Origin of the sequence: Achromobacter marplatensis, from assembly GCF_049060505.1 — a bacterium.
Taxonomy (GTDB): Bacteria; Pseudomonadota; Gammaproteobacteria; order Burkholderiales; family Burkholderiaceae_B; genus Achromobacter; species Achromobacter marplatensis_A.
This window is the reverse complement of record NZ_JBMGRB010000018.1, coordinates 61,542-75,251: the sequence shown is the minus strand read 5'-3', so window position 1 is coordinate 75,251 and position 13,710 is coordinate 61,542. Positions and strand designations below refer to the sequence as shown.

The following is a 13,710-nucleotide window of genomic DNA, read 5'->3' as shown; positions in this document are numbered from 1 at the left end:
CGGGTGGGTGGCGCGCAACCTTGATGCGCCCGAGGGAATCTGAAGGCAGCGGCCGCAGGCCGCAACGAAGATGACGAAGGGGCAGTCCGGAGCGAAGGCTCCGGACCGCAATCGTGGGCGCGCGCCACCCACCCGACCCCGGCGACGAGCGTCCTACAAAGCGACGACACAACGCCACAACAGCACCCCGGAAGCCCAAGACACCTACGCAGCCCCCAGCGCCACCCAGCACAAAAATCACATAAGTAGCCTAAAGAACCACTTAAGTAAGCACCTCAAGAATCGCATCTCTAGCCTGATGCGACAGCTCCAGCCTCGTCGGCAAACTTCCATCTGCGTGTCTTGCCGGCAACACAGGCAAGAACACCACTTCGACAGACAGCCCCGTCGCTCCCATCACCCGCCAGAGATTTGCCACCAGGCTCTCTTCGCCGATGAAGGCCGCGAAGCCGTCACGTTTGCCGTCGCGCAAAAATCGCAACGCTACCGGTTGGATTTCTACTGCTGACGAACGCGCCGGCTCGAACAGGCTTGCGTGGAAAGGAAGAAGATCGAAGCCTTCGCTCGTCGTGCCCTCCGGGAACAATCCCACCGCATCGCCCTGCTTGAAGCGGACCTGCATCGACTCTCCCATCGCATGCACCGCGTGGCGTTGTCCGCGTTCGATGAACAACGTGCCCGCCCCCGCCACCAGCCAGCCAATCACCGGCCAGCTGCGGATCTCGCTCTTGGCCACGAACGACGTCGCGCGCGCCGAGTTCAGCACGAAGATATCGATCCAGGAAACGTGGTTCGCCACCATCAGCACCGGCCCCGTCAAACGCGGCTCGCCCTTGAAGACGACCCGCAGTCCACAGGCCGCCATCAACGCCCGCGACCACGTGCGGTTCAGCCATGCACGGGAGGTGGGCCGAAGGAAGGGATAGACCGCTCCCACGCAAAACAGGCCGAAAACAATCAAAGGCAGCACCAGTGCCAGCCGTAAGACAAAGCGCAGCAGCTTCAAACTGAAGTCTCCCAGGCCAGCCGGCCACCGACCACGGTGGCGCGTACCCGACCGGGCAGCATCATACCCGCGAACGGGGTGCTGGCGCTGCGGCTTTGCAGCGCTGCCGGCATCACCAGCCATTCAGCGTTCAGGTCGACCAGGCACAGGTCCGCCGGCGCGCCCACGCCCAACTGGCCCGCCTGCGCGGCGTCCGGCGTCAGCCGGCCCAGCACGGCGCCCGGGCCCGACGTTACCCGGGCCAATGCATCAACCAGGGGCTGGCGGCGGTCGCGCACCCATTTCAGCGTCAGCGACAGCAGCAACTCCAACGCCGTGGCCCCGGGCGTCGACGCGGGAAACGGCGCTGCCTTGCCCCGGGTATCAACCGGCGTATGGTCCGAACACAACGCGTCGACCAGCCCTTCGGCCAGCGCCGCGTGGAGGGCATCGCGGTCGCGCTGGCCGCGCAGCGGCGGCGACAGATGGAAATTCGTATCGAAAAAGCCGATATCGACGTCGGTCAGATGCAGGTTTTGGGTGGACACGTCGGCGGTCACGGGCAGCCCTTCCCGCTTGGCCGCCCGCAGCAGCGCAAGCCCCGCCGCGGTGGACAGCCGGGTCAGATGCACGCGGGCGCCGGTCGCGCGTTGGAGTTCGAAAATCGTCTGCATCGCCACGGTTTCGGCTTCCGGCGGCAGGCCTTCCAGCCCCAGGCGTTCGGCGTAGGCGCCGCTGGCAGCGACCGCGCCACGCGCCAGCCACGGATCTTGCGGGCGCAGCCACAAGGTGTGGCCCGACCCGCTGGCGTAGCGCATCGCGCCCCACAGCACCCGGGTATCGGCAACGCCTTGCTCGCCCTGCGAAAAAGCGATGCAGCCTGCCCGGGCCAGCAGGCCCATTTCCGCAAGCGTTTCCCCTGCCAACCCCACGGTCATCGCGCCCAGCGGGTGGATGCGAGCCTGCCCGGGTTCGGCCTGGCGCATCAGCGCGTCGACCTTGCCCGGCTCATCCAGCGCGGCGTCGGGCTCCGGCGGCAGCACCAGGCGCGTCACGCCGCCGGCCAGCGCCGCGCGCAGCTCCGCAGGCGCGAAGGCGTTGCCCGTGGCCACGCCGCCCGCCCCGGCGGGCTGCAAGACCCGGGCCGACAGATCGACCAGGCCCGGCAGCACGGCCAGGCCGTCGGCATCCAGTACGCGGTCGGCGTGGAAACCATCTGGCGTCGCCCCCACGGCCACCACGCGGCCATCGGCCGTGTAAATGTCGTGCCGCCCGTCCACGCCGTTGGCGGGGTCGATCAACCGGCCGTTTGCGATGTGCAGCCTCATGGCGCGTCTCCCGTCAGTACGTGCAGGACGGCCAGGCGCAGGGATTGAAGCCGCCCGGCCAATTGCGCCTCGATTGGCGAAAGGCTGGCGGCTACGTCGCCATCCACTTCCACGCCAGGGGTCAACGCACCGGCCGGCAGCAGCAGCGCGTCGGGCTTGGCGGCAGCCAGCGTGGCGGGCGTCATCCCGTGGAACTGGGCATATTCCCGCGCGGACGGCAGCAACGCGCCGCTGATGTGTTCGACGTCCAGGGGCAGCACGATAATCACATCGGCATCCTGCAAGCCTTCTTGCAGCGTCGCGCACGCGCGCACGCCCAGTTGCGGCAGGTTGTCCGGCAAGAGGGTGCGCGGCGCGACGGCGCGCACTTCGGGCACGCCCAGGGTGGTCATCACGTGGATCACCGAGCGCGCCACCGCGGAATGGCGGATATCGCCCACCAGCGTCACGGCCAGATTCGTCAGGTCTTGCTTGATGTCGCGCATCGCCTGCACCAGCGCCAGCGCGGGCAGCGGGTCCGCATGCCAGCCATCGCCGGCACTGACGACACGCAGCCCCGGCGCGGCATGCGCGGCCGCGCAATGGGCCGCGCCGCTTGCCGCATGACGCAGCACCAGCACGCCGGGCGCCAGGCCGGCCACCGTCCGGGCCAGCGCGTCGCCCGTCTGGGCATCCGCGTCCGGCGCGTCCAGGACGACAGGCAGCAGGGACAGGCGCGCGGCCGCATCCCCGTAAGCGTCGCGGCAGGCGGGGTCGTCGGGCAGGGAAAGGAAAACGGGAAGCGGCGCGGCGGCCGGGGCGGCATCCTCGGCCAGCACGCGCGCCGCGTCGAGCAGGCGCTCGACATGGCGCCGTGGCAACCCTTCCGTTGTCAGCAGATGAATGAGTTCGCCGCGGCGATCAAGTTGCGGATTGAGCATAGGCAGGCCGGGCCGCGTGCTTCAGGACGCAGGCAGGGTGTCGAGGTATCGTTGCAGGATAACAGCCGCGGCCATCGCGTCGTCGGCCGCGTGCGTGCCCAACAGGCGCTGGGCTTCCATGCTGGAGCCGCGTTCGTCGATCAGTTCGACGGCGATGCCGAAACGGCCGTGCAGTTGGTTGGCGAAACGCCGGCAACGCGCCGTGGCGGGTTGCTCGCCGCCATCGGCGTCCAGCGCCAGCCCCACGATCACGCGGTGGGGCTGCCATTCTTGCAGCAGCGCCGCGATGCGGCCGAAACGCGCGTCGCGGATTTCGCTGAAGATGATTTCCAGCGGACGCGCCTGGCGCGTCAGCGTGTTGCCGATGGCGATGCCGATCTTCTTTTCGCCGAAGTCAAAACCAAGCAGGGTCTCTTCAGGCATGGCCCGCGTCGCCCGCCAGCATGACCGGATCGATGCCCAGCAGCTTCAAGGCGGCCGGGTAGCGGTCTTCGGGAGGCACATCGAAAATGATGTGGTCATCGGCGCCCACGCTAAGCCAGGCATTCTGGCCCATTTCGCTTTCCAGTTGCCCGGCGCCCCAGCCGGCATACCCCAGCGTGACCAGCATCCGGGCGGGCCCGTTGCCGTCGGCCACGGCTTGCAGCACGTCGCGGGAAGTCGTCAGCGCCATCGCGCCCATCTTGATGCTGGAGCTGTAGTCGCCCGCAGGCGCGTGCAGCACAAAGCCGCGGTCGGTCTGCACCGGGCCGCCGAAGAACACCAGCGTGTCCTTGATGGGGCCGATCTCAAGCGTCAGCTCGATGCGTTCGAACAGCGTGCCCAGCGTCAGGTCGGTGGGCCGGTTGATGACCAGGCCCAGCGCGCCGCGCTCGGTGTGTTCGCATACGTATATGACAGAACCGGCCAAGCTGCCCTCGACCATGCCCGGCATGGCGATCAGGAACTGATTGGCAAAGTTGGCCGCCTGCGTCGAGGCGGCTTCGTGGTGTTTTTCCGTCATGGCAACCCCTTCATGGGTAGTCTGAAAGAACCGAGGACGGGGCGCGCGCCATGCGCGGCCCTGCTTGCCTGGCGGCAGACCGTCCTGCGGTTACGAGGGATGGGGGCTTTCCCCATCGTACGAGCCCTGGCGGAATAGGTCAGCGGATCGGGTTCAGATTTCCATCAATTCAAAGTCCTCTTTGCGGGCGCCGCATTCGGGACAGACCCAGTTCGGCGGCACGTCTTCCCAGCGGGTGCCGGGAGCAATGCCCTCGTCGGGCAGGCCGGCCTCTTCGTCATAGACCCAGCCACAAATCAGACACATCCAAGTACGCATAGTTCTCTCTTACATCAATTCCCGGCCTTGATCCCCGTGGCGGGGCAAAGGTGGGGGGCTTCCATTAGAATGGGGACAATCTTACCGAAACCCAATAGGGGTTCCCCTGATTCACCTCAAAATGAGTCCGGGCACCCTCACTCAAGCGCTGTCCACGTGGCCCCCGTTACTCCCCCTCTCGTTTTGGTCTTCGGCCCGTTCGATCCCTCGGGATCCGACGGCTTGCCCGCGGATGCCGTCACCTGCGCCCGCCTGGGCTGTCACGGCCTGGCGGCCGTTACCGCGCTGACCGTGCAGGACACTGCCGGCATCGAAGAAATCCATCCTGTTTCGCCCGACATGCTGGACGATCAGGCCCGTTGCCTGCTGGAAGACATGTCCGTGCAGGCGATCAAGGTGGGCGGACTATACACCGCTGAAACGGCAAGCGTGGCCGCCCAGGTCGCCGCCGACTACAGCCAGGTTCCCCTGGTGCTGCACCTGGGCCAGCGCGCGCCCTTGCCGGTGGACGCCGCCGACGAGGACGAGGCCGACGACCTGCTGGCCGCCACGCTGGAACTGGTGCTGCCGCAGACCGACCTGCTGGTCATCGAACACCTGCGCCTGGCGCAGTGGCATGCCGACGGCGACATCGATATCGGGGACGCACCGTCGCCCATGCACGCGCTGGTCGCGGCCGGCGCGGAATGGGTGCTGGTGCTGGGTAGCCCCCAACGCCCTGGCCATTACGCCAACGTGCTGCTGGGTCCCAGCGGCCAGACGCACACCTGGCCCTGGCAGGCGCCCCCGGACCGCAACGGCGACGCCGGCGGCCTGGCCGCCACCGCTATCACGGCCATGCTGGCGCGCGGCTTGGAAATGCCCGAAGCCGTGCGCCAGGGCCTGGCGCATGCCGACGCTTCGGTGGCCGCCAGCTTCCTGCCGGGCATGGGCCGGCGCATCCCCAACCGGATCCAACCGCAATGAAACCGCTGCGTTTTCCCGCCGGCCTGTATGGCGTCACCCCTGAATGGGACGATACCGACCGCCTGATGCAGGCCGTGCGCAAGGCCGCCGAGGGCGGCATGCGGTCGCTGCAGTTGCGCCGCAAGAACGTGCCCGACGCCGTGCGCGCCGAGCAGGCCCGCGCGCTGGCGCCGCTGTGCCGCGAACTGGGCGTTGTATTCCTGATCAATGATGACTGGCGCCTGGCGCTGGACGTCGGCGCCGACGGCGCGCACGTCGGCCGCGAAGACGAAAGCCTGGCGCGCATCCGCGCCGAAGCCGGCCCCGACCTGATCCTGGGCGGCTCAAGCTACGATGACCTGGCCCGCGCCCGCGAACTGCTGGATGCCGGCGCCGACTACATCGCCTTCGGCGCGATGTTCGCCTCGACCGTCAAGCCGGACACCGTGCGCGCGCCCCTGTCGGTGCTGACCGAAGCCCGCCGCCTGGTCGACGAGCGCGACGCGCCCCGGCCCGCCGTGGTGGCCATTGGCGGCATCACGCCCGACAACGCGCTGCTGGTGGCCCAGGCGGGCGCCGACGCCGTCGCCGTCATCACCGCACTTTTCGAAGCGCCCAGCATCCGGGCCGCCGCGGCGGCCTGCTCCGCGCCCTTTATCGTCAACCCCAATCGCAAGCCTTGAACGCCATGTCCCGTAACGAACAGCTTTTCGAACGCGCCTGCCGCAGCATCCCCGGCGGCGTCAACTCGCCCGTGCGCGCTTTCCGCTCCGTCGGCGGCACGCCGCGGTTCATCAAGCGCGCGCAAGGCCCGTATGTATGGGACGCGGACGACAAGCAGTACATTGATTACGTGGGCTCCTGGGGCCCCGCCATCCTGGGCCATTCGCACCCTGAAGTGGTGCGCGCGGTGCAGGAAGCCGCCGTCAACGGCCTGTCGTTCGGCGCGCCTACCGAAGCCGAAATCGAACTGGCCGAAGTGCTGATTTCGCGCCTGCCCTCGCTGGAACAAGTGCGCCTGGTCAGCTCCGGCACTGAAGCCACCATGACGGCGATCCGCCTGGCGCGCGGCGCCACCGGCCGCGCCAAGATCGTGAAGTTCGAAGGCTGCTACCACGGCCACTCGGACAGCCTGCTGGTCAAGGCGGGTTCAGGCCTGCTGACCTTCGGCAACCCCAGTTCGGCCGGCGTGCCGCCGGAATTCGTGTCGCACACGCTGACGCTCGAATTCAACAACCTGGACGCCGTGCGCCAAGCCTTCGCCCAGCATGGCGACGACATCGCCTGCATCATCGTCGAGCCGGTGGCCGGCAACATGAACCTGATCAAGCCGGCGGCCGGCTTCCTGGAAGGCCTGCGCGAGGTCTGCACGCAACACGGCGCGCTGCTGATTTTCGACGAAGTGATGACCGGTTTCCGCGTCGGCCCCCAAGGCGTGCAGGGCCTGACCGGCGTCAAGCCGGACATCACCACGCTGGCCAAGGTCATCGGCGGCGGCATGCCGGTGGGCGCCTTCGGCGGCAGCGCCGAGATCATGAAACACATTGCCCCGTTGGGCGGCGTGTACCAGGCCGGCACGCTGTCGGGCAACCCGGTGGCGGTGGCCGCAGGCTTGGCCACGCTGCGCCTGATCGCCGCGCCCGGTTTCTACGACAAGCTGTCCGCCCAGACAGCGAAGCTGGCCCAGGGCCTGCAAGAACGCGCCCGTGCTGCCGGGCTGGCCTTCTCGGCCGATTCCGTGGGCGGCATGTTCGGCATTTACTTCAGCGAACAGGTCCCGACCTCGTTCGCGGAAGTCTCGACGTGCGACACCGCGGCGTTCAATCGCTTCTTCCACGCCATGCTGGACCACGGCGTGCATTTCGCGCCGTCCGCGTTCGAGGCGGGCTTCGTCTCGGCCACGCACGATGACGCCGTGATCGCGTCCACGCTGGATATTGCCGAAAAGGTCTTCGCCGCAATGTAAGCGGCGGCGCACGAGCCGGCTTGGGTTGCCTGCCGGGCACCCCGCCGGCGCGTGCCGGCTCAGGGCGCTTTATAGCGCTCGTACAGGGCGGTCACATCCCTGACATAGGCTTGGGTTTCCGCGTAGGGCGGCACGGCGTCGTACTTGCGCACCGCCCCTTCCCCCGCGTTGTAGGCGGCCAGCGCCAGGTCCAGACGGCCCGGGTACTGGTCGATCAGCCGGCGCAAGTGGCGCGAGCCCGCCCGCACGTTCGTCGCTGGATCCACGAGCGCGCGCTCGATATCGTCCACCGACAGCACCGAAGCCGCCGTTGCCGGCATCAGCTGCATCAGGCCCAGCGCCCCCTTGGGTGACCGCGCGTCGCTGCGGAATCCCGATTCGATGGCGATAACGGCCGTCAGCAAGGCCCCATCCACCCCCGAGTCCTGCGCCGCGCGGGCGATCAGCCCGTCGTGGGCGGTGGACGGCTTGGCGTCGCCCCAGCGCAAGGCCCGCGAGGTCGGCGCAAGCGCGCTCAACCGCGCGCCGTCACCGGCCCGAGGCGGACAGTCCAGGCAGGCCTTGATGCCGTTGCCCCGCCACGCGGTGCGGGCCTGCGCCCGCTTGTAATACTTGGCATAGCCCGTGGGCACCTTCATGGCGCGCCAGACGCCGAACGGATCTTTATAGCGGTAGATCTCGCTGGCCTGGGCGGGACGGGCTGGCGCCAGCGCCAGCGCACCCGCCACCAAGGCCACCATCGCCGCCATGCCTGCGCCCCGCGCCGCGAAGGCGCGCAAGGCAGGCAAGAGGGGAAAGGGATGTTGGCGCATGGGGCGGGGCGGAGGCGGCGTCCGAAGACGGGTTGGCGTGCCCCTATGCTGCGGCGATGAACCGCGTTTGTCGCTCGGCCCTTCGTCCTAGTCCGGCGCCAACGCTGGATTTCCCTATGTAAAACAGGGCCGAAACTACGGCATACGTAGGACGATTACTATAGAATATGTCTCAATATTTCGTTTATTTACCAAATGAATGAACCTGGCCGCCGCCGCGCGCCAGGCAGGAGAGGCTGAGATGGACGCAGAAAACACGCTCCAGCTGGTGCTGGAAGCCAATACCAACGTCCTGACGGCCATCTATACGCCGCCCCCGCGCCCTGCCGCGGTGCCCGCGGACGATGATGGCGCCCCCGCCGCCGAGGCGGTTGAGACACCCCCGGCCGTCGACGCCGCCAAGGCAGCCGATGCTGCCGAGGGGACCGACGCTGCCGGCGCGGCCAACCCTGAACCGGACGCCGAAGTCGCCGCCCCGCATTTCAACCTTGACCTGCCCAGCTGGGACACCCTGGCCGCCGCCGTCGTTGCGCAAGGCTGGAGCGCCGACGCGCTGGACAACCACGCCGTGCTGACCTTCATCGACCGCTGCCGCAGCGCCGTGGAGCCAGTGCAATTCCCCGTGGGCCAGGTGATGGACGGCTCGTTCGAGCTGGAACTCGACCCGGCCCGGATGACCGCGTTGCTGACCCTGCACCCGCCCAAGGGCGGCCAGCCGGTGACCCTGGACGCGCTGCGCCACGCCGTCGCCGACCGCGGCATCGTGCATGGGGTGCTGCCACAGGCCATCGCCGATGCCGTCGAGCAGGGCCGCGCCGCCACCGTGGTGATCGCTCAAGGCACGCCGCCCACGCGCGGCACGCCGACGCGCTTTGAAAGCCTGCTGGACCGCCTGAAGCCCCGCGCGCAGGAAATCGACGAACTGGCCCAGGTGGACTACCGTGATCTGGGCAGCCTGCTGTTGGTGTCGCCCGGCACGCCATTGATGCGCCGGGTGCCGCCGCTGCCCGGCGTGGATGGCACCAACGTGCTGGGGGAACCCGTCCTGCCGGATGAAATGCCCGATACGCCCTTCTCCAAGGACATTTCGGGCGTGGAAGTCGACCCGGAAGATCCGCTGCTGCTGCGCGCCACGATCGCCGGCACGCCCAAGCTGATCAGCCAGGGCGTGCAGGTGAATCCGATGGTGGAAGTCGACGCCGTCAACCTGTCCACGGGCAACATCACGTTTGAAGGGTCGCTGCAAGTGCGCGGCGACATCGCCGCCACCATGGAAGTCCGCGTGACGGGCGACGTGGTCGTCAACGGCACCATCGAAGCCGCGCTGGTGGAAGCCGGCGGCAGCGTGACCGTCAAGGGCGGCGTCATCGGCATGGCCGAGGCCCTGCAGGACGCCGCCGCCACCGCCCGCACCGCGCACATCGTCTGTGGCGGCACGCTGAAGGCGAAGTTCATCGAAAACGCGATCATCAGCGCCGGGCAGGACGTGGAAGTCGAGCGCGAGATCCGGCAGAGCAGCATCGCCGCCGGCGGCAGCGTGCTGGTCGGCCCGCCCAACACGCAGCAAAGCGCCATCACCGGCGGGCAGACCCGCGCCCTGAACGCCGTGCGCGCGGGCACCATCGGCTCGCCGTCGGGCATTCCGACGATGGTGCAGGCCGGGCTGGACCCGCATGCGGACATCAAGCGTTCCGCGCTGACGCGCAAGCGCCTGAAAATGAACGAAGAAAAAGCCAAGCTGGAACAACTGCTGATGTTCCTGAGGGCCAACCCTCAGCGCGCGCCCGGCGACGTGGTGGAACGCGCCCGCAACACCCACGCCAAGCTTAGTGGCGAACTGCTGGCGCTGGACGCGGAAGAGGCGCAACTGGTCCGCGACCTGCTGCCGCTGCACACCGCCGTCATCACGGCGACGCGGCGTTTTTGCAGCGGCACGAAGATCCAGTTGGGCAACAAAATGCAGGAATTCCTGGAAGACCAGGTCGGCGGCAAAGCCGCGCTGGAAGAAGGCGAGATCGTCATCCGCTGACCCCGGCGGCGGCAACGCTGATCAAGGCGCAGCTCGGTGTCGGCAACGCTGATCAAGGCGCCGCCCCGGCGCCGTCCGGCGCATCGGGGCGCGATGCGGCCGGAATCAGGGCGCCAGTTCCTTGAACCAGACCCGTGGCGAAATGCCGCGGTCAGGTCCCAGGATAGAGAACCCGCCATCCACCGGGATATCCACACCCGTCATCCACGACGCCGCATCCGAACACGCGAAGCAAACCGCGGCGGCGATTTCGCTACCGGATCCCACGCGGCCCAGCGGATGAAAATGCGCCCCTACCGCGTCAGCCGCCTCTCGTGAACCGCCTGACAACTGCTCTACCGACGGCGACCACGTCCAGGCCGGCGACACCGCCAGCACGCGCACGCCGGCCGGCGCCAATTCCACCGCGAAGTTCTTCGTAATCTGCAGTAGCGCCGCTTTGGACGCCGGATACAGCGCGCGTCCGGCCGCGCCGAACTTGCCGCCCGTGCTGCCCAGGTTCACGATCACTCCGCCGCGCGGCAAATGCGGCGCCGCCAATTGCGTGAAAATCGCGGCCGACACCAGATTGGTATCCAGCGTGCTGTGCCATTCCTCGCGCGAGGACGCCAGCCCGCGGTCCGCGTACTGGCAGGCGTTGTTGACCAACACGTCCAGCCGGCCGAAGCGCGCCAGCGCGGCATCAATGCAACGCTGGATCTGGCTGTCTTCGCCGATGTCGGTCTCGCAGAACAACGCCCGGCCCTGCAGTTCCTGCTCAAGCGCCAAGCCCGCCTGCGCGTTTCGCCCGACCAGCACCACATTGACGCCCGCCGCCGCCAGGCCGCGCGCGATATCCGCGCCCAGGCCTTGCGTGCTGCCGGTCACGATGGCCGTCTTGCCGGCCAAGCCGGGAAAACCTGAAAAGTCCATGGATAGTCCTTGATCAATGCGGCGCGGCGGCCCAGCGCACAGCATCCGCCACCGAGCCGGTTTGCGCAATCAAGCGCATGCTGGCCAGCGATGCGCGATGCACGGCTTCGTCGGCCGACGCGCAAGCGTCTTCGGCCACCATCACTTCGAAGCCGATGTCGGCGGCATGGCGCACCGTTCCCTCCACGACGGAATGCGTGGCCACGCCCGCCACCACCAGCCGGCGCGCGCCAATCACGCGCAGCGTTTCCTCCAGCGGCGTGCCATAGAAAGCGCTGATGCGGGTGTGCTTCACGACGAATTCACGCGGGCTGCCGGCCAGCGGCTGCAGGCCCTCGTAGAACGCGCTGCCCCACTGGCCTTCAGGCACCGCGCCGATCGTCGCCACATTGCGGAAAATCGCGCAGTTGGGCAGCAGGTCGGCGTAATCGGGCCGGAAGGCGATGCGCACGTGCACGATGGGCAGCGCCCGCGCCCTCGCACCATCCAGCAGGGCGGCGGCGTTGTCCAGCAGGCGCTGGCGCGCGCCGCTGTCGGCGTCCAACCCGACGCGGATCTTGCCGTCGGGATGCAGCACGTCGTTCTGGTAGTGCAGCGCCAGCACCGCGGCTTCGGATTCCATCACACGAACACCTCGAACACGTCGTGCGCGTCGTCGCAGTTGACCAGGTCCACGCGCTTCATGCGGAGTCGCCAGCTGTCGCCCTCGGCAGCCAGCTTATGGGTGTACCGGCCCGCCAGCTGGCGCGGCTGACGCTTGCGCCATTCGGTCATCTGGAACGCGGAATGCACCACCAGGTTGCCGCCCGCATCCACGCCTTCAACCTGCACGCCGCCCACCAGCCGCACGCTGCGCGTAGGCGGCTGCTGCGACCAGTTGCGGGGATGCTCCAGCCGGCGGATGCGCACGTCGCGCAGCATGCGGTCTTCCCAGAACAGCGAAATATGGTCATACGGGCTTTGCTGGCCCGGCACGCGCGGCATCCAATACATGCCGTCCGGCGTCCACAGCGATTGCCAGTCGTCGTAGCGCCGTTCGTCCAGCAGCCGCGCCTCGCGGTACAGGAACTGGGCGATGCGGTGGTAGGCGTCCGCCGGCACATCGGCCGGTGACAGGCCGGTGGTGGCAACGTCGAAATCCAGGTCTAGCAGCATGCGCCTTCTCCCGTGGCGGGCGCGTTCGACGCCGCGCCGGCTTCCATGTAGGTCTTCCAGGCGCGGAACTGGTTGCGCATGGGCAATTCGCTGGTGCCGTTGACGGACACCATGCCGTCGGCGTCGCTGCGGTCGCTGCCGTGGTAGCGGTGCATGCTGACCCATTCGCCGCCGCGCGTGGCGTTGCCTTCCTGGCAGCGGTTATAGAGTTCGATATCGTCCGGCATCACATTGGACGACGGCGAATTGATGACGTTGGCATACAACATGGCGCGCTTGAACACGCCGTCCGGCGCGCCCTTGCAGCGAAAGGTCTGGATCTCGATCAGCGTGCGGTCCACGGCGATCGGGCGGATCACGCGGAACTGCTGGAACACGGTATGGGGCGAACCGCTGCCGTAGATCACCGTGTTGTGGCGGTTCATGCCCAGGATCTCGCGGGCGCGTTCTTCGCCGTAGGCGGCCGTCAGCGTCTCGAAGTGCGCGCGCGATACCGGATCGCGCTCGGCGGCGCCGGGGTTGAAAATGCCTTCCATGTAGCCGTGACCGTTGTCGTAGGCGCGCAGCTCCAGTTTTTCCCAGAATTCGTAGGGCTCGCCGTTGCCGTCCATGATGTGCAGTTCCAGCGGCATTTCGCCCATCTCCTTGGCCTCGTCGCGGGCCGCGGCGTAGGACGATTCATGGGTCACGCGGGCATGCATCGTGTCGTGCAGGTTCTCGTAGAACACCTTCCAGTTCGACCGCTGCATCACGCGGAAGATGCCGCCTGCGACTTCGACCTCGCCCACGGGCGACCGGTCGCACAGGTTGTCGATGGACGACCGCACGCCGCCCAGGAAATCCGCCAACGCAGGCCCTGTCTTGGCCTGGCTGGCGAACACGAACCCGCGATAGCTTTCCACGCGCGCCAGCCGGCGCATCGAAAACGACGGGTCCGCCGGATCATAGGACGTGCCTTCCAGGCCTTGCTTGAGCGGCACGCCCAGATGGCTGCCGTCCAGCTTGAAGGTCCAGGCGTGGTAGGGGCAGCGGAAGAACTTGCCCACGCAGCCCTCGCCGTCGGCCACGATCTTCGCGCCTTTGTGCGGACAGCGGTTGTACAGCACGTGCACATTGCCGTCGGTGGCGCGCACCATCAGCACGTCTTGGTCGCCCAGCCGGGTGGTGTGGTAGTCGCCCGTCTTGGGCACCTGGCTTTCGTGGCCCACGTAGATCCAGGCGCGGCCATAGATGCGCTGCATCTCCAGGTCGAAGATGGCGGGGTCGGTGTAGACGCCGCGGTGCACGCTGTCGCCGCGCACCATCGCGGCCAGTTGCTCTTGCGAATAAGCCATGTC

General features: G+C 67.9%; 15 protein-coding genes. 4 read left to right on the top strand and 11 right to left on the bottom strand.

Annotated elements, in window-relative coordinates; translation table 11 throughout:
* Positions 1-262: 262 nt before the first annotated feature.
* From ACI0FO_RS29175 to ACI0FO_RS29150, 6 genes are all read right to left on the bottom strand, one after another.
* Positions 263-1,006 (bottom strand): lysophospholipid acyltransferase family protein, encoded by a 744-nt coding sequence (locus ACI0FO_RS29175; RefSeq protein WP_416032053.1) that lies wholly within the window; start codon positions 1,004-1,006, stop codon positions 263-265.
* The gene (locus ACI0FO_RS29170; RefSeq protein WP_416032052.1) at positions 1,003-2,313 is read right to left on the bottom strand and encodes a dihydroorotase; all 1,311 of its coding nucleotides are present in this window, start codon (positions 2,311-2,313) and stop codon (positions 1,003-1,005) included. The genes ACI0FO_RS29175 and ACI0FO_RS29170 overlap by 4 nt, the downstream gene beginning before the upstream one ends.
* Positions 2,310-3,233 (bottom strand): aspartate carbamoyltransferase, encoded by a 924-nt coding sequence (locus ACI0FO_RS29165; RefSeq protein ID WP_416032051.1) that lies wholly within the window; start codon positions 3,231-3,233, stop codon positions 2,310-2,312. Before ACI0FO_RS29165 ends, ACI0FO_RS29170 begins: the two co-directional genes overlap by 4 nt.
* Before the next feature lie 21 nt (positions 3,234-3,254).
* Entirely contained in the window at positions 3,255-3,656 is a 402-nt protein-coding gene (gene ruvX / locus ACI0FO_RS29160; protein ID WP_416032050.1) for a Holliday junction resolvase RuvX, read from the bottom strand.
* Positions 3,649-4,236, bottom strand: a complete 588-nt coding sequence (locus tag ACI0FO_RS29155) for a YqgE/AlgH family protein (protein WP_105560435.1) — start codon at positions 4,234-4,236, stop codon at positions 3,649-3,651. The genes ruvX and ACI0FO_RS29155 overlap by 8 nt, the downstream gene beginning before the upstream one ends.
* A 153-nt stretch (positions 4,237-4,389) precedes the next feature.
* Positions 4,390-4,554, bottom strand: a complete 165-nt coding sequence (locus tag ACI0FO_RS29150) for a rubredoxin (RefSeq protein WP_003814980.1) — start codon at positions 4,552-4,554, stop codon at positions 4,390-4,392.
* A gap of 156 nt (positions 4,555-4,710) precedes the next feature.
* Here ACI0FO_RS29150 and ACI0FO_RS29145 point away from each other — a divergent pair, with 156 nt between their 5' ends.
* Genes ACI0FO_RS29145 through hemL form a run of 3 tightly spaced genes read left to right on the top strand, consistent with a single transcriptional unit; the run spans position 4,711 to position 7,465 of the window.
* Positions 4,711-5,520, top strand: a complete 810-nt coding sequence (locus ACI0FO_RS29145; protein ID WP_416032049.1) for a hydroxymethylpyrimidine/phosphomethylpyrimidine kinase — start codon at positions 4,711-4,713, stop codon at positions 5,518-5,520.
* Positions 5,517-6,182 (top strand): thiamine phosphate synthase, encoded by a 666-nt coding sequence (gene thiE / locus ACI0FO_RS29140; protein ID WP_416032048.1) that lies wholly within the window; start codon positions 5,517-5,519, stop codon positions 6,180-6,182. The genes ACI0FO_RS29145 and thiE overlap by 4 nt, the downstream gene beginning before the upstream one ends.
* Before the next feature lie 5 nt (positions 6,183-6,187).
* Positions 6,188-7,465, top strand: a complete 1,278-nt coding sequence (hemL, locus tag ACI0FO_RS29135; RefSeq protein WP_416032047.1) for a glutamate-1-semialdehyde 2,1-aminomutase — start codon at positions 6,188-6,190, stop codon at positions 7,463-7,465.
* 59 nt (positions 7,466-7,524) lie between these two features.
* On the opposite strand, the gene ACI0FO_RS29130 is transcribed toward hemL, so the two are convergent.
* Positions 7,525-8,277 (bottom strand): lytic transglycosylase domain-containing protein, encoded by a 753-nt coding sequence (locus tag ACI0FO_RS29130; protein ID WP_416032046.1) that lies wholly within the window; start codon positions 8,275-8,277, stop codon positions 7,525-7,527.
* A 241-nt stretch (positions 8,278-8,518) separates the two neighbouring features.
* Here ACI0FO_RS29130 and ACI0FO_RS29125 point away from each other — a divergent pair, with 241 nt between their 5' ends.
* Positions 8,519-10,306, top strand: coding sequence for a DUF342 domain-containing protein (locus ACI0FO_RS29125; protein WP_416032045.1), 1,788 nt, complete (start codon positions 8,519-8,521; stop codon positions 10,304-10,306).
* Positions 10,307-10,411: 105 nt separating this feature from the next.
* On the opposite strand, the gene ACI0FO_RS29120 is transcribed toward ACI0FO_RS29125, so the two are convergent.
* Genes ACI0FO_RS29120 through ACI0FO_RS29105 form a run of 4 tightly spaced genes read right to left on the bottom strand, consistent with a single transcriptional unit; the run spans position 10,412 to position 13,707 of the window.
* Entirely contained in the window at positions 10,412-11,218 is an 807-nt protein-coding gene (locus tag ACI0FO_RS29120) for an SDR family oxidoreductase (RefSeq protein ID WP_416032044.1), read from the bottom strand.
* Between the two features lie 13 nt (positions 11,219-11,231).
* Positions 11,232-11,840: a cysteine hydrolase family protein gene (locus ACI0FO_RS29115; RefSeq protein WP_416032043.1), complete on the bottom strand. Its 609-nt coding sequence runs from the start codon at positions 11,838-11,840 to the stop codon at positions 11,232-11,234.
* Positions 11,840-12,373 (bottom strand): aromatic-ring-hydroxylating dioxygenase subunit beta, encoded by a 534-nt coding sequence (locus ACI0FO_RS29110; protein ID WP_105560443.1) that lies wholly within the window; start codon positions 12,371-12,373, stop codon positions 11,840-11,842. The genes ACI0FO_RS29115 and ACI0FO_RS29110 overlap by 1 nt, the downstream gene beginning before the upstream one ends.
* Complete coding sequence (locus tag ACI0FO_RS29105) at positions 12,364-13,707, bottom strand: aromatic ring-hydroxylating dioxygenase subunit alpha (RefSeq protein WP_416032042.1); 1,344 nt, start codon at positions 13,705-13,707, stop codon at positions 12,364-12,366. Before ACI0FO_RS29105 ends, ACI0FO_RS29110 begins: the two co-directional genes overlap by 10 nt.
* Positions 13,708-13,710 lie beyond the last annotated feature (3 nt).